The organism is Clostridium sp. LS3, assembly GCF_055330225.1.
In genome coordinates, this window is record NZ_CM143921.1 from 933,959 (window position 1) to 958,182 (window position 24,224).

Annotated in this window: 26 protein-coding genes and 1 other annotated feature; of the genes, 23 read left to right on the plus strand and 3 right to left on the minus strand. The window is 28.4% G+C overall.

Annotated features, from left to right (window positions below):
- Positions 1-166 precede the first annotated feature (166 nt).
- Positions 167-383, plus strand: a binding site (T-box leader).
- Between the two features lie 65 nt (positions 384-448).
- The 16 genes from ACZJV1_RS04330 to ACZJV1_RS04405 all read left to right on the plus strand — a co-directional run bounded on the left by ACZJV1_RS04330 (position 449) and on the right by ACZJV1_RS04405 (position 14,403).
- Positions 449-1,114 (plus strand): amino acid ABC transporter permease, encoded by a 666-nt coding sequence (locus ACZJV1_RS04330; RefSeq protein WP_463651549.1) that lies wholly within the window; start codon positions 449-451, stop codon positions 1,112-1,114.
- Entirely contained in the window at positions 1,095-1,769 is a 675-nt protein-coding gene (locus ACZJV1_RS04335) for an amino acid ABC transporter permease (protein WP_463651550.1), read from the plus strand. The genes ACZJV1_RS04330 and ACZJV1_RS04335 overlap by 20 nt, the downstream gene beginning before the upstream one ends.
- A gap of 10 nt (positions 1,770-1,779) precedes the next feature.
- Entirely contained in the window at positions 1,780-2,526 is a 747-nt protein-coding gene (locus ACZJV1_RS04340; RefSeq protein WP_411170028.1) for an amino acid ABC transporter ATP-binding protein, read from the plus strand.
- A 61-nt stretch (positions 2,527-2,587) separates the two neighbouring features.
- Positions 2,588-3,421 carry a cysteine ABC transporter substrate-binding protein gene (locus ACZJV1_RS04345; protein ID WP_463651551.1) on the plus strand — a complete coding sequence of 278 codons (834 nt, stop codon included), beginning with the start codon at positions 2,588-2,590 and terminating at the stop codon, positions 3,419-3,421.
- Positions 3,422-3,898: 477 nt separating this feature from the next.
- Positions 3,899-5,089 carry a glycoside hydrolase family 88 protein gene (locus tag ACZJV1_RS04350; RefSeq protein ID WP_463651552.1) on the plus strand — a complete coding sequence of 397 codons (1,191 nt, stop codon included), beginning with the start codon at positions 3,899-3,901 and terminating at the stop codon, positions 5,087-5,089.
- Between the two features lie 17 nt (positions 5,090-5,106).
- Positions 5,107-5,598, plus strand: a complete 492-nt coding sequence (locus tag ACZJV1_RS04355) for a PTS sugar transporter subunit IIB (protein WP_411170031.1) — start codon at positions 5,107-5,109, stop codon at positions 5,596-5,598.
- Positions 5,599-5,669: 71 nt separating this feature from the next.
- Positions 5,670-6,461, plus strand: a complete 792-nt coding sequence (locus ACZJV1_RS04360) for a PTS mannose/fructose/sorbose/N-acetylgalactosamine transporter subunit IIC (RefSeq protein WP_460286345.1) — start codon at positions 5,670-5,672, stop codon at positions 6,459-6,461.
- The gene (locus tag ACZJV1_RS04365; protein WP_411170033.1) at positions 6,451-7,263 is read left to right on the plus strand and encodes a PTS system mannose/fructose/sorbose family transporter subunit IID; all 813 of its coding nucleotides are present in this window, start codon (positions 6,451-6,453) and stop codon (positions 7,261-7,263) included. Before ACZJV1_RS04360 ends, ACZJV1_RS04365 begins: the two co-directional genes overlap by 11 nt.
- 96 nt (positions 7,264-7,359) lie before the next feature.
- Positions 7,360-7,773, plus strand: a complete 414-nt coding sequence (locus ACZJV1_RS04370) for a PTS sugar transporter subunit IIA (RefSeq protein WP_460286346.1) — start codon at positions 7,360-7,362, stop codon at positions 7,771-7,773.
- Positions 7,774-7,775: 2 nt separating this feature from the next.
- Positions 7,776-8,051: a preprotein translocase subunit YajC gene (locus ACZJV1_RS04375; RefSeq protein ID WP_411170035.1), complete on the plus strand. Its 276-nt coding sequence runs from the start codon at positions 7,776-7,778 to the stop codon at positions 8,049-8,051.
- A gap of 16 nt (positions 8,052-8,067) precedes the next feature.
- The gene (gene kduD, locus ACZJV1_RS04380) at positions 8,068-8,847 is read left to right on the plus strand and encodes a 2-dehydro-3-deoxy-D-gluconate 5-dehydrogenase KduD (protein ID WP_411170036.1); all 780 of its coding nucleotides are present in this window, start codon (positions 8,068-8,070) and stop codon (positions 8,845-8,847) included.
- Positions 8,844-9,476, plus strand: a complete 633-nt coding sequence (locus ACZJV1_RS04385) for a bifunctional 2-keto-4-hydroxyglutarate aldolase/2-keto-3-deoxy-6-phosphogluconate aldolase (RefSeq protein WP_460286347.1) — start codon at positions 8,844-8,846, stop codon at positions 9,474-9,476. Before kduD ends, ACZJV1_RS04385 begins: the two co-directional genes overlap by 4 nt.
- An 11-nt stretch (positions 9,477-9,487) precedes the next feature.
- Complete coding sequence (locus ACZJV1_RS04390) at positions 9,488-10,507, plus strand: sugar kinase (protein WP_460286348.1); 1,020 nt, start codon at positions 9,488-9,490, stop codon at positions 10,505-10,507.
- Positions 10,508-10,654: 147 nt separating this feature from the next.
- A complete protein-coding gene (locus ACZJV1_RS04395; protein WP_463651553.1) occupies positions 10,655-12,661 on the plus strand; it encodes a heparinase II/III family protein in 2,007 nt (668 codons plus the stop codon).
- A 39-nt stretch (positions 12,662-12,700) separates the two neighbouring features.
- Positions 12,701-13,723 (plus strand): LacI family DNA-binding transcriptional regulator, encoded by a 1,023-nt coding sequence (locus ACZJV1_RS04400; protein WP_463651554.1) that lies wholly within the window; start codon positions 12,701-12,703, stop codon positions 13,721-13,723.
- Between the two features lie 86 nt (positions 13,724-13,809).
- Positions 13,810-14,403, plus strand: a complete 594-nt coding sequence (locus ACZJV1_RS04405; protein WP_460286351.1) for a protein kinase — start codon at positions 13,810-13,812, stop codon at positions 14,401-14,403.
- 62 nt (positions 14,404-14,465) lie between these two features.
- Here the strand turns inward: ACZJV1_RS04405 and ACZJV1_RS04410 are convergent, their stop codons facing one another.
- The 3 genes from ACZJV1_RS04410 to ACZJV1_RS04420 are packed head-to-tail and all read right to left on the minus strand — an operon-like array spanning position 14,466 to position 15,371.
- Entirely contained in the window at positions 14,466-14,681 is a 216-nt protein-coding gene (locus tag ACZJV1_RS04410) for a hypothetical protein (RefSeq protein ID WP_460286352.1), read from the minus strand.
- A gap of 59 nt (positions 14,682-14,740) precedes the next feature.
- Positions 14,741-14,941 (minus strand): helix-turn-helix transcriptional regulator, encoded by a 201-nt coding sequence (locus ACZJV1_RS04415; protein ID WP_460286353.1) that lies wholly within the window; start codon positions 14,939-14,941, stop codon positions 14,741-14,743.
- A 13-nt stretch (positions 14,942-14,954) separates the two neighbouring features.
- The gene (locus ACZJV1_RS04420; protein WP_460286354.1) at positions 14,955-15,371 is read right to left on the minus strand and encodes a hypothetical protein; all 417 of its coding nucleotides are present in this window, start codon (positions 15,369-15,371) and stop codon (positions 14,955-14,957) included.
- 391 nt (positions 15,372-15,762) lie between these two features.
- On the opposite strand from ACZJV1_RS04420, the gene eno reads away from it, so the two are divergent.
- The 7 genes from eno (at position 15,763) to ACZJV1_RS04455 (ending at position 24,114) form a co-directional block, all read left to right on the plus strand.
- Positions 15,763-17,058 (plus strand): phosphopyruvate hydratase, encoded by a 1,296-nt coding sequence (eno, locus tag ACZJV1_RS04425; RefSeq protein WP_411170043.1) that lies wholly within the window; start codon positions 15,763-15,765, stop codon positions 17,056-17,058.
- Positions 17,059-17,401: 343 nt separating this feature from the next.
- Positions 17,402-17,632 carry a preprotein translocase subunit SecG gene (secG, locus tag ACZJV1_RS04430; RefSeq protein ID WP_460286355.1) on the plus strand — a complete coding sequence of 77 codons (231 nt, stop codon included), beginning with the start codon at positions 17,402-17,404 and terminating at the stop codon, positions 17,630-17,632.
- Positions 17,633-17,696: 64 nt separating this feature from the next.
- The gene (locus ACZJV1_RS04435; RefSeq protein WP_460286356.1) at positions 17,697-18,074 is read left to right on the plus strand and encodes a PH domain-containing protein; all 378 of its coding nucleotides are present in this window, start codon (positions 17,697-17,699) and stop codon (positions 18,072-18,074) included.
- A 243-nt stretch (positions 18,075-18,317) separates the two neighbouring features.
- A complete protein-coding gene (gene rnr / locus ACZJV1_RS04440; RefSeq protein WP_463651555.1) occupies positions 18,318-20,573 on the plus strand; it encodes a ribonuclease R in 2,256 nt (751 codons plus the stop codon).
- Positions 20,574-20,980: 407 nt separating this feature from the next.
- Positions 20,981-21,436 carry an AraC family transcriptional regulator gene (locus ACZJV1_RS04445; RefSeq protein ID WP_463651556.1) on the plus strand — a complete coding sequence of 152 codons (456 nt, stop codon included), beginning with the start codon at positions 20,981-20,983 and terminating at the stop codon, positions 21,434-21,436.
- Between the two features lie 151 nt (positions 21,437-21,587).
- Positions 21,588-22,058, plus strand: coding sequence for an SsrA-binding protein SmpB (gene smpB, locus ACZJV1_RS04450; RefSeq protein ID WP_411170048.1), 471 nt, complete (start codon positions 21,588-21,590; stop codon positions 22,056-22,058).
- Positions 22,059-22,212: 154 nt separating this feature from the next.
- A complete protein-coding gene (locus tag ACZJV1_RS04455; RefSeq protein ID WP_463651557.1) occupies positions 22,213-24,114 on the plus strand; it encodes a sigma-54-dependent Fis family transcriptional regulator in 1,902 nt (633 codons plus the stop codon).
- Positions 24,115-24,224: the final 110 nt, after the last annotated feature.

Below are 24,224 nucleotides of genomic sequence, written 5' to 3' on the forward strand. Positions count from 1 at the left end.
ATCACAGCTTTTATTTTTTTATAAAATTTTCATCGTATAAGACTCACATATTTAAAGCATTTGGAATAGTTTAATGTATAATTATGTATAAAAAGTAAATTGAATAAAGTATTGACAAGTAAAAACTAAAGAGTATAATTGAAATAAACATATCGGAATAGTAGGAATAAATGCAATGATGAAGAGAGTAGTATAATAATAGTGTTTGCAGAGAGAAGGAAATGGTGAAAGCCTTTAGCGTTATATTATATGAAGTGCACTTCGGAGTATAAAATGTGAAATATATAGTAGCATTTTAACGGAACGCCGTTTATAGCGTAATTTATTAAGGTGGAACTATGTTCAATTAGAGTGGAACCGCGGAGGATAACTTCGTCTCTTATTTAAGTTAAGAGAGGGAGTTTTTTTATTACTTAAAATTAATTACTTTCAGAATTGGAGGGATTTTATGGAGCTTGATTTAAACTTTATCATTAGTAGCTTACCTAATTTTTTAGAAGCTGCATTTATAACATTCGAACTAGCTATTATATCTATTATATTATCTATTTTAATTGGATTATTAATAGAAGTAGCAAGATATTTTAATTTAAAATTTATAAATGTTGTATCTAAGATATATATAGAATTTTCAAGAAATACACCACTATTGATACAAGTATTTTTTCTTTATTATGGATTAACTAAATTTGGAATAAAGATAAGTGGTTTTACTTGTGGAGTTATAGGTCTATCATTCTTAGGCGGAGCTTATATGGCAGAATCATTTAGAGGTGGAGTAGATGCAGTATCAAAAGCTCAAATAGAAAGTGGTCAAGCAATAGGATTAAGTAAAAAACAAATATTAAGGCATATTATTTTCCCTATAAGTTTTTCTGTATCAATTCCATCTATAGCTGCTAATTGTATATTCTTAATTAAAGAAACATCTATTATTGGATCAATAGCAGTTGCAGAGCTTATGTTTGTTACAAAGGATGTTATAGGAATGTATTATAAAACAAATGAGGCTTTATTATTAGTTGTAATATTCTATCTTATAATATTACTTCCTATTTCAATAATTAGTAGAGTTTTAGAGAGGAGGTTAAGATATGGAGAGTTTGGTCAGTAATTTAATTTTTAACTGGGATAACATGAATAGGCTTTTAGAAGGATTACTTGTAACATTAAATGTTGCTTTTGTATCAGTTATTTTATCTACTATATTAGGAATTATATTTGGAATAGTTATGATTAGTAAAAGAAAAGTAGTAAAAATTATTTCAACCATATATCTTGAAAGTATAAGGATAATACCCTTAATGGTATGGCTTTTCATATTTTACTTTGGAGTACCAACTCTTTTAAATATTCATTTAGATTCAATATATGTTGGATATATAGTTTTTACATTATGGGGTACAGCAGAAATAGGTGATTTGGTAAGAGGTGCAATTACATCTATTCCTAAAATATATTATGAATCAGCAATGGCTTTGTCTTTAAATAAAATAAAGACTTACAGATATATTATAATTCCAATAAGTATAAGACGAGTTCTTCCTGGGATTATAAATTTAAGTACAAGAATGATAAAAACTACTACTTTAATGACTTTGATTGGAGCGGTAGATTTAGTTAAAGTTGGCCAGCAAATCATAGAAAGAACAGTTTTAACAGAGCCATTAGCTTCATTTTGGATTTATGGATTAATGCTTATAATTTATTTTCTAATATGTTTCCCAATCTCCTTAGGAGCAAAGGCATTAGAGAAAAAGTTAAACTAGGAGGGATTTTATGAGTGAAGAAATATTACTTAAAGTTAATAATATAAAGAAGAACTACGGAGAAATTAATGCTCTAAAGGGAGTTGACTTAGAAATTAAAAAGGGGGAAGTAGTAGTTATTCTAGGACCTTCAGGTTGTGGTAAAAGCACATTTTTAAGATGTTTAAATGGCTTAGAAAATATAGATGAAGGAGAAATAATTTTAAAGAATTATGGAGTTTTAGGGAAGGAGGTAGAATTTGAAAAGGTAAGAGGAACTATAGGAATGGTCTTTCAAAGTTATGAATTATTTCCTCATATGAATGTTATAAATAATATTTTACTTGGACCGACTAAAGCTCAAAAAAGAGAGAAAGAAGAAGTAATTAAACAAGCAGATGAGCTGTTAAATAGAGTTGGACTATTTAACAGAAAGTATGCTTATCCTAGAGAGTTATCAGGTGGTCAAAAACAAAGGATAGCAATTGTAAGAGCATTGTGTATGAATCCAGAAATAATGCTTTTTGATGAAGTTACAGCTGCGTTAGACCCGGAAATGGTTAGAGAAGTTTTGAGGGTTTTACTAGAATTGGCACAAAATGGAATGACTATGGTTATAGTTACTCATGAATTAGAATTTGCAAAAAATATAGCAGATAAGATTGTTTTTATGGAGGAAGGTAATATCATAGAAATATCTTCTCCAGAAGAATTTTTTTCAAATCCAAAAACAGAAAGAGCAAAAAGTTTTTTAGCTTCATTTGATTTGTATAAATAATAGCTGTTTTAGATGAAAATGTATAACGGTGCTAAATAATAAAAAGGAAGGGGTAAATAAAATGAAAAAAATATTGTCATTGATTTTAATACTAGTAATAGCAGTAGGAGCATTAGTTGGATGTGGATCAAAAAAAGGTGAAAGTAAATCAGCAATAGATGAAATTAAGAAAGCTGGTAAAGTAAGAATTGGGGTATTTAGTGATAAACCACCATTTGGATTCGTTGATGAAAAAGGAGTAAATCAAGGATATGATGTTTATTTAGGAAAAAGGATAGCTAAGGATTTATTAGGAGATGAAAGTAAAGTTGAATTTGTATTAGTTGAAGCGGCAAATAGAGTAGAATATTTACAGTCAAATAAGGTGGATATAATACTAGCTAATTTTACTGTAACACCTGAAAGAAAAGAAAAAGTAGATTTTGCGAGTCCTTATATGAAAGTTGCTTTAGGTGTGGTTTCATCTGATGGAAGTCCAATAAAATCAGTAGATGATTTAAATGGTAAGAAACTAATAGTAAATAAAGGAACAACAGCAGAAAATTACTTTACAAAGAATTATCCTGATATTGAATTAGTTAAATTTGAACACAATACTGAGGCTTTTGCGGCATTAAAAGACGGAAGAGGAGCTGCTTTAGCACATGACAATACTTTATTATTTGCTTGGGCTAGAGAAAATAATGGGTTTACAACGTATATTTCAACTCTAGGAGAAGAAGATACAATTGCACCGGCTGTTAAAAAGGGAAATGAAGAGTTATTACAATGGATTAACAATGAGGTAGATAACCTTATTAAAGAAGGATTCTTTAAAGAAGCATTTGATAAAACTTTAGTACCGGCTTATGGGGATACTGTAAAACCGGAAACAGTTATTTTTGGTACGAATTAAGCTTTTAAATTTATATTATTCTTTAATATAATTTAAAAAATAATATAAATTGTTTTAAAGAGACTATTCTGCAAGAAGAGTCTCTTTAAACATATAAATAAGAAAATTAACTATAAAAAATACTTAGAAAATCTAAAAAAATATTCAGAAAAAAATGTTGACAACCTTTTCATTAGTATGTATAATAAAAATATAAAGCAAGTAAACCAGTTTACTAAATTCGTTAAATAGTTTGATTTAAGGAGGAGATTATTAATAACAAAAATGTTAATCATCCGATTAATTCCAAAAGATATGAAATAAAATACTGTTTAGTTGAAGAAAAAAGTTGGAATTATGAGATTAGATTTGTTGATAGCTATAAGAAGGGGATAATTTTCGACTATATAAAACCGGTTTACTAAATGTAGGTTTAACTTTCAGTTATAGGTATAAAATAGTGATATTCAAACTAAGATAATTATTACGGGGGAAGTCATGATAAAAAAAATAAATGTTGAAGAAATTAAGAAGAGAGAAGAGTTTCTTAATACAAAGCTTCTAACAAAAGTAGAAGTAGAAAAAGCAATAGAAAATGTTATAAAACAAATTGATGCGAACATGGAATACTTTAAAGAAAAATTTCCATCATCAGCAACTAAAGATAATAAATATGGAATTATAGAAAATATAGAGTGGACAGATGGTTTTTGGACAGGTTTACTATGGTTAGCTTATGAACATACTGGTGAAGACAAATATAGAAAATTAGCAGAGAAAAATGTATTATCATTTAAAAATAGAGTTGATAATAATATAGAAATAGATCACCACGATTTAGGATTTCTTTATTCACTTTCAACAGTTAGTGGATATAAATTAACTGGATCAGAAGTAGCTAAAGAAGCATCTATAAAGGCAGCAGATAAGTTAATCTCAAGATACCAAGAAAAAGGTGAGTTTATTCAAGCTTGGGGAGACCTTGGAAGTAAAGACCACTATAGATTCATAATAGACTGTTTATTAAATATACCTTTACTTTACTGGGCATCTGAAACAACAGGTGATAATAAGTACAGAGAAATGGCAGATAAACATTTTGTAACTTCTTGTAATAATGTTATAAGAGATGATGCATCAGCATTCCATACATTCTATATGAATCCGGAGGATGGTAAACCGGTTAAAGGAGTTACAAGACAAGGATATAGCAATGATTCAGCTTGGGCTAGAGGACAAGCGTGGGGAATATATGGTATTCCACTAAACTATAGAAATGCTAAAAACCCACACAGCTTCAATTTATATAAGGGAATGACAAACTACTTCTTAAATAGATTACCAAATGATAACGTTTGTTATTGGGATTTAATATTTGGAGATGGAGACAATCATTCAAAAGATTCTTCAGCAGCAGCAATAGCTGTTTGTGGAATGCACGAAATGGGAAAATATCTTCCAGAAGTAGATAGTGATAAAGAAGTATATAAATATGCAATGCATAATATTTTAAGATCACTAATAGAAAACTATACTAATTCTGATGTTCAAGAAGGAAAATCAGTATTACTACATGGAGTTTACTCATGGCATTCAGGAAAAGGTGTAGATGAAGGAAACATATGGGGAGATTACTACTACTTAGAAGCGTTAATAAGATTTTATAAAGACTGGAATTTATATTGGTAAGAGAAGGAGAAATTAAAATGAGCGTAAATATTGAAATGATGAGAATTGATGAAAGACTAGTACACGGACAAGGACAAATGTGGTTAAATGCATTAGGCGTTAATACTGTAATAGTTGCTAATGATGAAGCTAGCGAAGATAAAATTCAACAAACTTTAATGAAGACAGTAGTATCAAAATCAATTGCTATGAGATTTTTCTCAGTGCAAAAAACATGTGACGTTATTCATAAAGCATCACCACAACAAAAAATATTTATAATATGTAAGACACCAGCAGATGCATTAAAACTTATCGCAGGTGGAGTGCCAGTTAAAGAAATAAACATTGGAAATATTCACAACTGTGAAGGTAAACAACAAGTAACTCGTTCAATATTCTTAGGAAAAGAAGATAAGGCTGCACTAAAAGAATTATCAGTTAAACATGGTATAAAATTCAACACTAAGACAACACCAAGAGGTGACGATGGTGCACTACAAGTAGATATTACAAAATTCTTAGACTAATATTTTCAAAGTGAACTATGCTTTACTCTAGTAAAGTATATAAATAAATAAATAAAAATGGAGGTATAAATATGGAAATTACATTACTTCAATGTACTTTGATTGGACTTTGGACTGCATTCTGTCTATCAGGTATGTTACTTGGAATTTATTCAAATCGTTGTATTATTTTATCTTTCGGAGTAGGAATTATTTTAGGAGATATTCCAACAGCATTAGCTATGGGAGCAGTATCAGAAATAGCTTTCATGGGATTTGGTGTTGGTGCAGGTGGAACAGTGCCACCAAACCCAATGGGACCAGGAATAATAGGTACATTAATGGCAATAACAATGAAAGATCAAGGAATGGATCCAGGTACAGCACTTGCTCTATCATTCCCATTCGCAGTTGCATTCCAATTTTTAATAACAGCAACTTATACTTTCGCAACAGGATTAACTCAATTTGCTAACAAAGGAATAGAACAAGGAAACTTTAAGAAATTTAGATTTTCTGCTAATGCTACAATTTGGATACTTGCAATAGTAGGATTTATCATTGGATTTGCAGGAGCATTTAGTACATCAGGATTACAAGCTGTTGTAGAAATGATACCAGCTTGGTTAATAAATGGTTTATCAGTAGCAGGTAAGATGTTACCAGCAATAGGATTTGCAATGATATTATCAGTTATGGCTAAGGTTGAATTAATACCGTTTGTATTATTAGGATACGTATGTATAGGATACTTAAACTTACCAGTTATGGGAGTAGCTTTCGCAGGTGCTACAGTTGCACTTCTTGAATACTTCAGAAAAGGACACAGTAATGGTTCTGGCAACAACGACGATGAGGAGGTAGTATTTGAAGATGGAATCTAAAAGAGTTTTAAAACAAAGCGATTATATGAGAGCTTCTCTAAGAGCTTTTTACTTACAAAATGGATTTAACTACGGAAATTACCAAGGTTTAGGATATGCAAATGTTTTATATCCAGCTTTAAAGAAAATATATAAAAATAATGAAGAAGGATTAAAGGAAGCTTTAAGTGAAAACGTTGAATTCTTCAACTCTAATCCACACTTCTTACCATTTATAACAAGTCTGCATTTAGTAATGCTTGATTCAGGAAGAACTCCAAAAGAAGCTAGATCTATAAAGCTTGCTCTAATGGGACCTTTAGCAGGAATTGGAGATTCACTTTCACAATTCTGTTTAGCACCTTTATTCTCAACAATTGCAGCTGGTTTAGCACAGGATGGAATGATTGCAGGACCAATACTATTCTTTGTTGCAATGAATGCAATACTATTAACTATTAAGTTATTAACAGGTTACTATGGATACAAATTAGGTACAAGCATTATAGATACATTAAGTGAGAAAATGGCTCAAATATCATCTGTTGCTAGTATGATAGGTGTAACAGTTATATCAGGACTTGCTGTATCATTTACAAAGATAAACATTGCTTACAAATATGTAGCTGCAATGCCAGATGGTAAAGAAAAAGTAGTATCTATTCAAGAAATGTTAGATAAGATAGCGCCAGCATTATTACCAGCTTTATATACAATACTTGTATTTTACTTAATAAAGAAACGTAAATGGACAACTTATCAATTAGTTGGTTTAACAATAGTTATAGGTGTTTTAGGATCTGTACTTAAAGTATTAGCGTAATAAAGTTTAGAATTATAAAAATGATGATCCATTATTCCTAGAATACTTGGATCATTATTTTTAGAATTAGTAGGAATCACAACAGGAGGATGAGTAATGAAAATTTTAGTAGTAGGACACGGAGAATATGCAACAGGAATTAAATCTGCAATTAAGCTTTTAACAGGTGTAGATGAAGGCGTTGATGCAATAAATTTAAATGAAGAATTAAATCATGAAGATTTTAAAATTATGATAAAAGACTATGTAGAAAAAAATAATGATTTAATAATTTTTGCAGATATAACAGGTGGGGCTCCATTCCAAATAACGTCTAGAGAAATATTATTAAATGAAGCTTCAGAAAATCAATATGTAGTAGGTGGAGTTTCAGTAGCTTGTATTCTTGAAATAGTAATGAATACTATAGTTATTCCATCAGGAGATGATACTAGAAAAATAATTGATGCAGCTGTTTCAGGGGTTAGCGATATGGCATCTGTTATGTGTAGAAAGGATTTAATGGATTAATAATGAGCGATAAATTATTAGCGTTGATAGTTTTTTTTGCAGCTTATCCAGTTATGATTTCCTTAATTACACCAATAATAAATAAGAAGAAAATAAAAAAGCAAGAAACTTTAAGAGACGAATATCTTAATACCATAAAAGTAAAAGATAAAGTAGTTACTATATCAGGAATTTATGGGACTATAAAAGGTATCCATGGTAACATAGTAAAATTAGAAGTAGATAATAATGTAGAGATTGAAATAGATAAAGCAAGCATAATGGGAACTTTAAAATAGTAAGGAGTTGGGCAATATGAGTCTAAGCAATAACTTTTCGTTAGATTTTTTTGATTTAGATGGAAAGGTAGCTATTGTAACAGGTGGAAATACTGGTATAGGTATGGCTTATGCAGAAGCTTTAGCTACTGCTGGAGCAAATTTATTTGTAACTACATTTGATGATAATATTCAAGAAGTTAAAAAGAATGTTGAAGCTTTAGGAAGAAAGATAGTATTTATAAAAGGCGACTTAACAAATGGTGAGTTTAGAAATGAGGTTGTAGAATCTTGTTTAAAAGAATATGGTAAAATCGATATTTTAGTAAATAATGCAGGAACAATAAGAAGATCACCTCTATTAGAGTATAAGTCAGAAGATTGGGATGCAGTTATGAATATTAATTTAAATGCTGTTTATTATCTATCACAAAAAGTAGCCAAAGTAATGGTAGAGCAAAAGAGTGGTAAAATAATAAATATCGCATCAATGTTATCCTTCCAAGGTGGAAAATTCGTACCACCTTATACTGCAAGTAAACATGGAGTAGCAGGAATAACTAAAGCATTTGCTAATGAGTTAGCAGAACATAACGTTCAAATAAATGCTATAGCACCAGGATATATTAAGACGGCTAATACAGCACCGATTAGGGCTGATGAAAATAGAAATAAAGAAATTTTAGATAGAATCCCAGCAAATAGATGGGGAGAAGTTTCTGACTTAATGGGAACAGTAGTATTTTTAGCAAGTAAGGCTTCAGACTATGTCAATGGACATGTCTTGGCTGTTGATGGTGGATGGTTAGTAAGATGATAAATAAAGTTAAAATTTTAAATGGATTAATAAAAGATGCATTTGTATTAGTGCTTAGAACTGATACAAAAGAAGAAGGAGTATCTATTGCTAATGCAGCAATAAAAGGTGGATGTAATGTTGTAGAAGTAACATTTACAATCCCAAATGCAAATGAGGTAATTGCAGAATTATCTAAGAATAATAAAGAGGATGCAATCATAGGTGCTGGAACAGTATTAGATTCAGAAACAGCAAGAATAGCAATCCTTGCTGGAGCTAAATTTATAGTAAGTCCAAGCTTTAATAGAGAAACATCTATAATATGTAATAGATATGGGATACCATATATACCAGGATGCTTTAGTGTTAGAGAAGTGGTTGAGGCAAGAGAATATGGTTCAGATATAGTTAAGCTATTCCCAGGATCAGCTTTTAAACCTTCAATAATAAAGGATATAAAAGCACCTATAAAAGGAATTGGAATTATGGTTTCAGGTGGAATAAGCTATGATAATATGTCTGAATGGGTTTCTAATGGATGCGATATAATTAGTATAGGAAGTTCTATAGTAAATTTAAAGGATCCAGTAATTATTGAAAAGGAAACAAGAAAATATATAGAGCGTATTGATGAAATAAAAAATTAGTGGAGGAAAAAATGAAAAATATTTTAGTATTAGGTGAAGTATTATTAAGATTAACGCCTCCTAATAATTTGAAAATAATTCAAACTAATAGCTTTAATTTATATTTTGGTGGTGCAGAAGCTAACGTAGCTGTTGGACTAAGTAACCTAGGAGTAAAAACCAGAATATTAACAGCTTTACCTGGAAATGAAATTGGAAATGCTGCAAAAGCTTTTCTTAAAGCTAATGATGTAGATTGCAATCATATTGTTACAAAAGGTAATAGATTAGGTCTATATTATTATGAAGAAGGATGCTCTGCAAGAAGAGCAAAAGTTATTTATGATAGAAAGAATTCTGCTATTACAGAATTAGAATATGAAGACATAGATGTTGATAGTGTTTTAAAAGATGTAGAAGTTATACATATTTCAGGAATAACTTTTACGTTAGGTGATAAAGTTATTAATGCTGTTACTAAATTAATAGATGAAGCTAAAAAGAGAGATATTAAGATTAGTATAGACTTAAATTATAGAGCTACATTATTTAAAAGCTATAAAGAGTTTGTAGATATTGTAAAGCCTATAGTAAAGGATAGTTACTTATGTTTTGGATGGTTAAATAAAGATACAAGTAGTTATAGTGTTTTTGATGCTGCGAGTGAAGAGATTTCAGATGAAATTTTCATTGAAAACTTTAAGTATATGACGGATGAACTAGGAGTAAAGAACGTAGTAACTACATTACGCACAGGAACTCCGTATAATTATCACACATTAATGGGAATGTTGTTTGATGGAGAAAATTTATATAGATCATCAAAATATGATTTTAGTATGATATCAAGAATTGGTGGTGGAGATGCCTTCGCTGCAGGAATAATCAAGAAAATGTGTAGTGATAAATGCGCAGATCTTAATGAAGTAATAGAGTTTGGTGTGGCTACAGCTGTATTAAAACAAACTCAAATTGGGGATGTAGGTATTTCAACTGAAAGTGAAGTACTAGATCTTATGAATAATAAGAACTTAGGTAGTGTAAATAGATAAGCTATAAAATTTAATTTGAACTCCAAATTAAATTTTAAATAAAATAAAATAAAAAGCATGATCTATAGGATCAAAAAAGTAGAATAGGGATTTGGGTTATGCTCAAATCCTTATTTTCTATTATTATGTAAGGGGGAATAGATTGAAATGGATAGTAATAATGTAGAAAAATTAAAAATAAAAGTAAAAAAATATATGGTATTATATGAAAAGGAAAATGTAGTTAATTATATAAAAAATCAATGTAAAGATAGTTACAAGGAAACCTTAAAAGGCGCTAATTTATTACTGAATAATTCCTTTATCTTTGATGAAGCTTGGGATATGGAGCAATGTAAAACACCATATGTAAATAGAAAACTGGATTGGAATTATACTCCTAATGGAGATGAAGAATGGACATTTATGTTAAATAGACATGAATACATTCATAAATTAATAGTTGCCTATTATGTTGAAAATAATGATATATACATAAACAAATGTAAAGATCTAATTATGAATTGGATAGATAATAATGAGATTAAAGAAGGAAAAACTACAAGAACAATAGATACAGGTATAAGGTGTTTAAGTTGGATGTACACATTAATACATTTAATAAACGAAGATAAAATAAATGATGATGAAATACTAAAAATAGTTTTAAGTATTGTGGAACAACTTAATTATTTAAAAGATTCTTATATAGATAAATATATACTAAGCAATTGGGGAGTGCTTCAAACTACTTCTATAGTAATTTCATATTTCTGTCTTGATAATTTTATTAGCAATGATTTATTTGATTGGGCACTAGATGAGTTATATAAGCAAATTGATATTCAAGTATTTGATGATGGTTCACACTGGGAGCAATCAGTTATGTATCATGTAGAAGTACTTAATTGTTGTATTAAAGTAATTTATATGAGTGAAGTATTCAAATTTGACTTAAAGGAAGAATTTAAAAATAAAGTACATTCTATGGCAAAGTATTTAATGTATTGTGGAGGTCCTAATAGCCATCAAGAAGCTCAAGGGGATAGTGATAGAACTAATATTAGAGATGTATTAGTAAAAGCAGCTACTATATTTAATGATGGGGAGCTAAAGAAAAATGCCTTTGAAAAAATGGATTTAAGTAGTATTTTTCTTTTAGGATATGATTATAATAGAAAATATTTAAATTTAGCAGAGAAAGGAATTACTAATTTAAATAAATCCTTTGAAGATTCAGGTAATATTTATATAAGAAGTAGTTTTGAAAATGATGCTAGCTTTACTTATATTCAAAATGGAACATTAGGGAGCGGACATGGTCATTCAGACTTAGGCCATTTTTCAATTTATTATAAGGGCAAGCCTTTTATGATAGATGCAGGAAGGTACACTTATGTAGAAGAAGATCCAATTAGAGAGTATTTAAAATCAGCTAAAGCACATAATGTTTCTGTTATAGATGATATGCCTTTTGCTATTCCTAATAAATCATGGGGATATGATTTATATGCTGATGTACTAAAAAATTACTTTAGAGAAAAAGAAGAAGTGGCATATGCTGAATTACCTTATTTAGCTGAATTAAAAGATGGTACACCTTATACTGTGATAAGGAAAGTTATGATTATATCAAAAAATATATGGGTTATAGTAAATGATATAAGATGCAAGGGAAACCATGTATGTAAAAATTATTATAATTTTGATAATAATGTTATTATTCAAGAGAAAGATAGCTATATTAAATGTAAAAATGATGATACAATTATTAATGTATATAATTATAATATTGATAAGTACAGTATTAAGAAAAGCATAATTTCTAAAAAATATAATGAAATTAATAATAGTAATAAGTTAGTTACTGAAACTAATTTTATAGATAAATTGATTAATTATGATGTCATTGTAGGAGAAGAAAATAATAGAGAAATAGTAGTAAAGGATGCAGAGATAAGACAATTTAATAATAAAAATAAGATTAGTGATGATGTAGCAATAGTTAAAGAAATAGAAGTGGGATATAATGAAAGCTATATAGTTATTATATTTAATAAAGAAACTTATAAGGGAGGAAAAGTTTATTTTTATGAAGATATTCCTGTGTATGGGAAGGGAGTAGTTATTCATAAGATAAATGGTAGACATAAAACAATTTTTCTAAAGGGATAAATAAAGTTGAATTATGAAAATTTTTAAGGAGGAATATAGGTGGGGAATAAAAACGGCAAACTAACAATAAACGATATTGCTAAAAAAGCTAACACATCTAAGACTACAATATCATTTTATTTAAATGGAAAATTTGAAAAGATGTCTCCTGATACGAGAAGGAGAATTGAACAAGTTATAGAAGAAACAAACTATAGCCCTAATATTATGGCTAGAAGTTTAAAATCAAAAAAATCTAATTTAATAGGTGTTGTTGTTGCGGATATCACTAATCCATTTAGTAATAATATAGTTAAGGGGATTGATGATGTTGCTAGAAAAAAAGGTTATCAAATTATTGTTGGTAGTAGTAGTTTAAGGTATTCTCATGAAGAGAAATATATAAAAAGAATGTTAGATATGGGAGTAGATGGTTTTATAGTTCAACCTAGTGTTAATTTTGATGAATTATCAAAATTAATTGGAGAAAAAGGGAAAAATCTTGTTTTTCTAGATAGTGTAAAGTCAGATTATAAAGGGAAGTGGGTAAAAACTAATAATTATGATATAACTTATGAGGCAATAATTAGTCTAGCTCAAAAGGGATATGATGATTTTATTTTAGTAACAGAAGATCCAAACTTACTTATCGCAAGACTAGAAAGAAAAAATGGTTTCAAAGATGCTGTAGATAAACTAAAAAGAAAAAATCATATAGAAGTTATTGAGGAAGATACAACATGTGAAGCGATAGCAGATATATTATCAAGCAAAGTTGATAACAATAAAAAAACTTTGGTTTTTGCAACGAATGGGAAAACCTTACAAAAAGTTTTCAGAGCTATTAATATTAAAGGCTGGGATGTTCCAAATAAAGTTGGGATAATGGGTTTTGACGATTGGGACTGGACTTTATATGCTACACCTTCAGTAACAACTATATATCAGCCAACCTACGAAGAAGGTAAATACGCTACTAAGTTATTAATTGAAATGATAGAAGAAAGCGATCAAATACAAGAATCTGAAATTTTTAAGTGTAGTATAAATTGGGCTGAATCAACTAATCTTAAAGCAGATTAATATAATCTGATTACATATTATATTAGTTCTAATAAAAAACTCTTTATAATACTATAATAATATAGGATTATAAGAGAGGGGTTATTATGGCTAGGACTTATGCTTATTCAGCAGATTTTGATGCTGAAACAGAAGAGCTTTTTAAAGGAGCTGTTTTTCTTGGAGAAGGTCATAATGGTATAGTTTATGAATTACCTGGTAATAAGGCTATAAAGATATTTCAAGAGGTGAAGTGCTGCAAAGAAGAAGGCGATATACTGAAGAAAGTAAGTAGATCGAAATATTTTCCTAGAGTTTATAGTACAGGAAATTTTTATATAGTTAGAGATAAGGTAGAAGGACATAGATTAGACCATTATATAAAGAAAAAAGGCTTTAATTATGAAATTGCAGAAGGTTTATATAATTTGATAGAAGAATTTAAAAGACTTAAATTTACTAAAATAGATGCTAGGTGTAGAGATATATATATAACAGATGATAATAAAGTAATGGTTATAGATCCAAAACAATGTTATAAAAGAAAAGTTAACTACCCAAGACATCTTATGAAAGGTCTTTATAAAATAGGTGTATTAGAAAGTTTTATGGAGGATATAAGACAAATAGATTCTGAAAAGGCAGAAGAATGGGAAAAGAAATTTGATCAATATTCTCAAAATAGTGAATTAGAAATTTAGTAAAATTTATAAATAAAAGGAGTTAAACTTTAAGATACAGTTAACTCCTTTTATTTTAAGAATTATTTAATTATAAAGGATACAATTACTAAGATTATGCATATAATACCACCTAACAATTGCCCTATTCCAGAAGCTTCCCCTAATAAGAAAAAATTAAAAATGTTCTTTTTCGTTTGAGTTTTTCCTATGAATGCATCATCATTTTTCATTCTATATATACCCCATAATGTCAAGACTACTCCAAAAAGTATAAATAGTATTTTTCCAATTTCCATAATATTTTCCTCCATTTATTGTTATATTATTTTATTATTTACATTTTACTATTTTATAATTAGTCATCATCTTCAAATATAAAAGTTTCTTCAATTGTTAGGTTAAACACTGAAGCTATTTTATATGCTAGTAAAACAGATGGATTATATTGTTGCTTTTCTAAAGAGATAATTGTTCTTGAAGATACACATACTTTATTAGCTAATTCTTGTTGTGTTATCCCATGTTCTAAACGTAATTCTTTTATTCTATTTTTCATAACCTTCTCCTAATTAAAGGAAGTAATTATAATATTTTTTAGCTAATATGTTAGTAATCATGCAAAATATTATAATTATAAATAAAGCAGTATTCATTGAAAGTATAATCCACTTTGAAAGAAACATCATAAGGATAATCACAATCATTAAAATTTTCATAGTAAAGTGTGAAGCCTTTCCGTCTATTAAATCATCTCTCTCATCGTACTCTTTTGACATCTCTCTTTCCAACTGTTTTTTATTAGTATTAAATTTAATGTGAGAAGTTATAGAAAAAACTAAAAAACCTACTCCTATTAATAATTTTATAATACCAAAATAAAATTCTTTCATATTATTAGTTTTAGAATAATTAAAAATTATCTCAAAAAAACCCATCGTAAGAATAAGTAATGAGAATAAGTAAAGTTCTGTAAATTTATTTTTCAAACAAATCACTCCTAACAGTATGATATGAAGTTTACTTCATGTGAAGTTAACTTCATATTATATTATATTAAATAGAGTGTCAAGAATTAATTTGTTATATCAATACATGAATATAAAAAATTGATACATTATATTTTTTCTTGATATGTTTGACTTGAAAAAAATTAATTATGAGTACATATAAGGAAAAATATATTGAAAAATATGGTGAAAGTGGTATAATGATAATATAAATATAATAATAATTATTATTTAGTAAAAAATGTTATTTGTTTCGTTAAACTCTATAATACAGTACTTTAATGAATAATATTATTTCTGAATGAAATAATAATAAAGGTACAGATATAGAAAAGAGAGCAAATTACATTCAAATAAAGGAGGAAAAATAATGAAAAATTATTGTGAAATAGTAGACGTTGTAGCTAGACAAATCCTTGATTCAAGATGTTTCCCAACAGTAGAAGTTGAAGTATATTTAGAAGATGGTACTGTAGGTAGAGCAGCTGTTCCATCAGGAGCATCAACTGGTATGTATGAAGCAGTTGAATTAAGAGATGGAGATAAGAGCAAGTATTTAGGAAAAGGTGTTTTAAAAGCAGTTCAAAATGTAAATGATACAATTGCAGAAGAATTAATTGGATGCAACGTATATGATCAACCATATATAGATAAATTACTTATTGAATTAGATGGAACTCCAAACAAAGCAAAATTAGGTGCTAACGCTATATTAGGTGTTTCACTTGCTGTTGCTAATGCAGCTGCTAAATCATTAGAGTTACCATTATATCAATATGTAGGTGGAGTAAATGCGAAAGTTTTACCAGTTCCTATGATGAATATAATTAATGGTGGATCACATGCTGATAACTCAGTTGATTTACAAGAATTCATGGTTATGCCAGTTGGAGCAAAAACATTTAGCGACGCATTACAAATGTGTGCTGAAGTTTATCATACATTAAAGAAAACATTACATGATAAAGGGTATTCAACTGCAATCGGTGATGAAGGCGGATTTGCTCCAAACCTTAAGTCAAATGAAGAAGCTATCGAAGTTATTATAGAAGCTATAACTAACGCTGGATACAAAGCTGGAGAAGATATGTTCATAGCAATAGATGCTGCTTCATCAGAGTACTACAAAGATGGAAAGTATGTATTAGAACATGAAGGAAAGACATTAACTGCAGCTGAAATGGTTGACTTCTTAGAAAACTGGGTAAATAAATATCCAATTATATCAATTGAAGATGGTATGGCTGAAGAAGACTGGGAAGGTTGGAAACTAATAACTGAAAGATTAGGAAAGAAAGTTCAATTAGTTGGTGATGACTTATTTGTTACTAACACTGAAAGATTAGAAAGAGGAATTGACATGGGAGTTGGTAACTCAATCCTAATCAAGTTAAACCAAATTGGTACTTTAACTGAAACTTTAAATGCTATAGAAATGGCTAATAGAGCAGGTTATACAGCGGTTATTTCACATAGATCAGGAGAAACAGAAGACACTACAATTGCTGATTTAGTTGTTGCTGTAAATGCTGGTCAAATCAAGACTGGTGCTCCAGCAAGATCAGAAAGAGTTGCTAAGTACAACCAATTAATAAGAATTGAAGAAGAATTAGATGATGTAGCTGAATACAGAGGAAGAAAAGCATTCTTTAACGTTAAAAAATAGTTTGAATTAAATAAGGATAAGGTTATAAATCTTATCCTTATTTTTAATATTCAGGAAAGTATAAAATTTTAAAGTTTTTAAAATGTGATTATATAAGGTTTTTATTAATTCAATGTAAAAAAAGTAGATTTGTTTTATACTTTCCTTATCTTCAGTTTGTAAGTGGGCATATGTAAGTTTACGTTGACTTGGAGCACAGCGACGGAATAAGTAAACTTACATATGTCCACTTTTTTATGTAATGGTATTATTTTGTAGCTACATACTTGTAATATAGTATTCAATATGTTAATATAAATTTATATAAATACGACCGGTTTCAGATATCATGGGAGGTATAGCAATGAACAACTTTTTATTAGTGTTAGAATTAATATTAGGACTAGTAATTATAATATCAGTATTATTACAACCAAGTAAAACAGATGCATTAAGTGGATTAATCCAAGGAAGTAAGACAGAAACTTTCTTTTCAAAGAACAAAGCAAGAACTAAAGAAGCTATGTTGTTAAAGGTAACAATTATAGCTATGACTTTATTTGTTGTGAATACAATAGCATTAAATTTAATATAATGTTATAAAGAGAGCTGCTTTTATTATGGTAGCTCTTTTATATTATAAATAGGAGAGTGAATTTATGGGCATTTTTAACTCTTTAATGGGCAACGCTTCAGAAGTAAACGTAGATGAATTGGCTAAAGAATATGGAAAAATATTATCCCCATCAGAAAAAATAGAAAAGGCTTACAAATTAGTAAGAGACCTATTCATTTTTACTAATAAGAGATTAATTTTAGTTGACAAACAAGGAATGACAGGAAAGAAAACAGAATATCATTCTATTCCTTATAAATCAATAACACATTTTAGTATAGAAACAGCTGGACATTTTGATTTAGATGCTGAATTAAAAATATGGATTTCTGGAACAGCTCTTCCAATAGAAAAACAATTTAATAGTAGTTTAAATATTTACGAATTACAAGCTTTACTTGCAGATTACTGTCTTAAATAATAACAATTTATAATAAAAAATTGAAAATTATAATAAAATTTTTAAAGAAATTTATAATAATGGGCAATTGACAATGAAAATGCACAATTAAGGAAAGAATCATTTCTATCCTAAGCTGTCCATTGTTAATTGCCCATTACTGATTCAAACTTATAATTTTATACTGTTATTGGTGTAATATAAAGGTAAATTGGATAAAATAAAATAGAATGAAATATAGAATATATGGAGGAAAATTTATATATGGGAATTAAACAAACATTATTAAGCTTTATGAGAGAAGAAGCATACAGACCAATGGATATACAAGAGCTAGTATCTGTATTTGATATAAATCCTGACGAATATAAGTCTTTTAAAAAGGTTTTAAAATCAATGGAAAGAGAAGGCTTGATTGTTAGAACTAAAAAGGATAAGTTTGGTGTACCTGAAAGACTTGGGTTAATTACTGGTAAGTTGCAAGTTCACCAAAAAGGATTTGGATTTTTACTTCCTGAAACAGAAGGAGAAAAGGATGTATTTATTCCTAGCTCATCTATGAATGGAGCAATGAACGGAGATAAGGTTTTAGTTCAAATAACAAGAGAAGATTTAAATGGTAAAAAAAGAGAAGGGGAAGTTAGAGAAGTTTTAGAAAGATCTAATACCAAGGTTATAGGAGTATATGAAGATAGCAGAAACTTCGGCTTTGTAGTTCCAGAGGATACTAGATTAAATCAAGATATATTTATATCTAAGAAAGATAGAAATGGAGCTAACGATGGAGATGTAGTAATTTGTGAAATAGTTAAATGGGCAGACAAAAGAAGAAGTCCAGAGGGTGTAGTCAAAGAGGTATTAGGTAGAAAAGGAGATAAGGGATTAGACATACTTACAATAATCAAAAAATATGGATTACCAGAGGAGTTTCCAGAGAAGGTTCTAAATTATGCTGAAAATATAGAAGAGGAAATAGAAGAAAAAGAATATGCAAGAAGAAAAGATCTTAGAAATTTAAGAATGGTAACAATAGATGGTGAAGATGCTAAAGATTTAGATGATGCAGTTTCAATAGAAAGATTAGACAATGGTAAATTTAGATTAGGAGTTCATATTGCAGACGTATCGCATTATGTAAGAGAGAAGAATCCTTTAGACAAAGAAGCTTTAAAAAGAGCTACATCAGTATATTTAATAGATAGAGTTATACCAATGTTACCTAAAAAGTTATCTAATGGTATTTGTTCTTTAAATCCCAAAGTAGATAGATTAGCTTTAAGCTGCTTTATGGTTATAGATAAAAGCGGAAAAGTAATTCAACATGAAATAGAAGAAACAGTTATAAAAACTAGTGAAAGAATGACATATACAGATGTAACTAAAATATTGGAAAATAATAATGAAGAGCTTATAAAAAGATATGATTATTTAGTAGATGATTTTAAGGCTATGGAAGAACTATGTAGTATTCTTCGTGAAAAGAGAATGAAAAGAGGAGCAATAGACTTTAATTTTGAAGAATCAAAAATAATATTAAATGATTTAGGAAAACCAATTGATATTAAACCTTATGAAAGAGCTATTGCAAATAGAATAATAGAAGAGTTTATGCTTGTATGTAATGAAACAATAGCTGAGCATATGTTCTGGACTAATTTACCATTTGTATATAGAATACATGAAGAGCCAGATGAAGAAAAGCTAGAGAAGTTTAAGGAATTTGTTCATAATCTGGGGTATGTTGTAAGATGGGGACAAGAAGCTCATCCAAGAGCTCTTCAAGATATATTAGAAAAGGTAGAAGGAAAAAAAGAAGAAACAGTAGTAAGTACTTTATTGTTACGTTCAATGATGCAAGCTAAATATTCTCCAGAATGTGTAGGACACTTTGGACTTGCAGCAAAATACTATTGTCACTTTACATCACCAATAAGAAGATACCCAGACCTTCAAATTCATAGAATTATAAAAGAACAATTAAATGGAAAAATAGATGAAAAGAGAACAGGAAGACTTACAAATATAGTAGAAGTAGCATCAAAGCAATCATCAGAAATGGAAAGATTAGCACAAGAAGCAGAAAGAGAAGTTGATGATTTAAAGAAAGCAGAGTATATGCAAGAAAGAATTGGAGAAGAGTTTACAGCTATAATATCTTCAGTTACATCCTTTGGATTATTTGCAGAACTACCAAATACAATAGAAGGATTAATTCATATAACAGCGTTAGATGATGATTACTACATTTATGATGAAGCACATCTATGCTTAATTGGTGAAAGAACTAAAAAGGTATATAGATTAGGTGATGAAGTTAAAGTTAAATGTACTAGAGTTGATATAGATAACAGGGAAGTTTATTTTGACTTAATTGAAGAAGAACAAACTAAAGAAGAAATTGTTCCAAGTGAAAAACTTAGTGAAAAAATTCAAGAAGCTAAAGATGAAATAAGAAATGAATTATCTCAAGAAAATGATGATAGTATAGAAAATGAAGAAAATAACTTATATGACTTATAATGATAAAATGCTATTTGAGTAAACTCAAATAGCATTTTTTTACTCTATATTAAATTATATTTTTAAAATTTGTGGATAAATTGTTTATAGTATATAAGTTATTAAAGTTAGCACTATAGAGTAAAAAAAATAGAATAAATTGCGCGTGCAAGATTTTCCTCAGGCAAGCTTCAGAAATGCACATGCGCTAAAAAAAATCGACGGCTCGGCAAGCTCGCCTTGGCGACTTTTTTTAGGCTCTGAAATACTAAATTGTATTTAATAAATTGATCGAAATTTTAAAAATAATTTATAAATTAATATATAATTTGATTGATTTATAATATTTTAAAAAAGATAGTGATTATTTTTTTATAATATGATATTTTTGAGTTGTTATAGATATCAATGTAAAAGGAGAGAAATATATGGATATTAGAATTGAAAAAATAAAAAAATGTAGGGTTGCATATGTAAGGGGAGTTGGTCCCTATGGAGCTTCTAACATTCAAGTAATGGCGAATTTAAAAAAATGGGCAGAAGAAAAAAATTTATTTGATGAAGAAGCAATAATATATGGTATTCCTCAAGATAATCCCCAAATAACAGCTCCAAAAGATTGTCGCTATGATGCATGTATAGTTATTTCTAATGATTATCAAATAGATGATTCAATTAATGAAGCTGAACTTAATGCTGGAGAATATGCAGTTTATAAAATTAAACATACAGAAAAAGATATTAAAAAAGCATGGAAAGAAATATTCATTAATTTAGAAAATGCAGGATATAAAATTGATAACAAGCCAACTATTGAGAGATATTCTAATGATATGGTTAATAAAGGATATTGTGAAATATGTGTACCTATAAAAAAGTTATAACTTAAAGGTTATTTTGAAAATACAAATTTAAGTTCCGTAATAAAAATCAAATAACAATAATAAAAGATATTTTTAATTGTGGTATATAGTGTAATTACTATGTTATACTATAGATAGTAATAGAAGGATAGAAACGTGTGGTGAGTTAGAAATGGTAAGGAAGAAAAATAGTAATACATTAGCTGAAAATAGAAAAGCTAGACATGATTATTTTGTAGAAGAAGCTATAGAAGCTGGAATAGCTTTGGTTGGTACAGAAGTTAAATCAATAAGAGCGGGAAAATGTAATTTAAAAGAGTCTTATGCAGATGTAGAAAATGGTGAAATTACTATAAAAGGTATGCATATAAGTCCTTATGAGCAAGGAAATATATTTAATGTTGATCCTTTAAGAGAAAGAAAGCTTTTACTTCATAAAGAACAAATATCAAGATTTGCAGGTCTTGTATCACAGCAAGGATTCACTTTAATACCTTTATCATTATATTTGAAAGAGGGTAAGGTAAAGGTTGCCCTTGGTTTATGCAGAGGTAAAAAGAATTATGATAAGAGAGATTCAATGCTTGAAAAGGCTCATAAGAGAGATATAGAAAGACAGTTAAAAAACTCTACAAGATATTAATAAAGAAATAAAGTTTAAAAGGGACTATAATCTTAATTTTTTAATAATTTAAGATTATAGTCTTAGTATTTTGTAGAAAAATTATCAATCTAATAGTAAACTTATATTATACAGAAAAATATTAGTATGAAAAAGTATTAAGAGGTAAGTGGTCATGTATAATAAAAATTTATTAATTAAGAAATCTCATAAAAGAAGTGAAATCTATGGAGTTGAAAAAAATAGCAATCACTCTAAAACTATATTATATGGAGAAGAACTTACAAAGGTATTAGATTTAAATAAAGAACTAATAGAAATATCTAAGCCGTATATAGATATGGTGGTTGAATCTGTAGAGGATAAGGATTTTATAATAATATTAACAGATAATAATGGATGTATTCTTTATATAAGAGGAGCTAATGAAATAAAAGGGGAATTAGAAAAGTTAAATTTAAAAGTTGGTGCCTATATGGATGAAAAAAATATAGGAACAAATGCAATGGGAACAGCTATAAAGGAAAATACATGCCTTCAAATAACTGCAAAAGAGCATTATATAACAATATTTCAAAGCTTAACTTGTTCTGCAGCACCTATTCATAATAGTAAAGGAGAAATAATAGGAACTTTAAATTTAACAGGAAAAAGCAACATGAAGCATCCTCATACTTTAGGGTTAGTTATTTTTGGAGTTAAAGCTATAGAAAATGAATTATACAGAATAAAAACTAACTATATATTAAACCAAACCTACAATTATATGAAAACTGTTATAGAAAATGTTGATAAAGGAATAATGATTGTTGATATATATGGGAAAATTATAAATATAAATGAATTAGGCCTTAGTATTTTAGATAAAAAAAACCATAATTTAATAAATGAAGATATAAATTACATTATACCAAACTTTCAAAACATAGTAGACAGAATATCAAATAATAATGAAATAATAACTAAAGAAATAAAATTAAGTCATGCAAGTAGATATAAAACAGAAGTTATACTTAAAGGCATTAAACATAATGAAAAGATAATAGGGATTGTAGTTACTTTAACAAAAGTTAAAGAAAAAAATAAAGAAAATAATTTTACAGGTGCTTTTTTTACATTTAACGATATTATAGGAGAAAGTGATGCTATTAAAAATGTTATAACTAACTGTAAGATCATAGCGAATAGCCCTTCTACAGTATTGATACAAGGAGAAAGTGGAACAGGTAAGGAAGTCCTAGCGCAATCAATTCATAATTATAGCTTAAGAAAAAATAATAAGTTTATAGCAATAAACTGCGGTGCTATACCAGCTAATATTATTGAGAGTGAGCTTTTTGGATATGAGGATGGGACCTTTACTGGAGGTAAAAAGGGAGGCCGAATAGGAAAAATTGAAATTGCTAATGGTGGAACACTATTTTTAGATGAAATAGGAGAAATGCCACTTGATATGCAAGTTAAATTATTAAGAGTCCTTCAAGAGGGGAGAGTAACTAGGCTTGGAGGAAGCAGAGAAATTCCAGTAGATATGAGAGTAATAGCTGCAACAAATAAGGACTTAAAAAGGGAAGTTAAAAAAGGAACATTTAGAGAAGATTTATATTATAGATTATGTGTTATTCCTATAAAATTACCTCCACTTAGAGAACGAAAAGGTGATATAAGAAAGCTTATAGAATATTTTTTTAGTATGAAATCAATAAAATTAGAAAAAGATATACCAGATATAAGCAAGGATTTATTTAATAGGCTATTAGCATATAATTGGCCAGGGAATATAAGACAATTAGAAAATTGTATAGAAAATATAGTAAACTTAAATGGAGAATTATCTGCAGATATAATAGATGAATGTGAAGAAAAGAGAAATGAAATTTTAAATATAAAAAATAAAGACATAATTATAGAAGAAGCTAAAGAAGAATGCTTTAACTTAGAAGAAATTGAAAAGATAGCAATAAGAAATGCTATAGAGCATAATAAATATAATATGACAAAGACAGCAAAGGCTTTAGGAATAAGCAGAAATACTTTGTACCTTAAGATAAAAAAATACAATCTAGATATAGATTAACTTAATTGTAACATAATAAGACAGTGTCCTAAAATAAAACAATAATTTTCATTAAACTGTTTTATTTTAGGACATATTTATTTTTGGAATTATATAAAATGCGGTAAAGT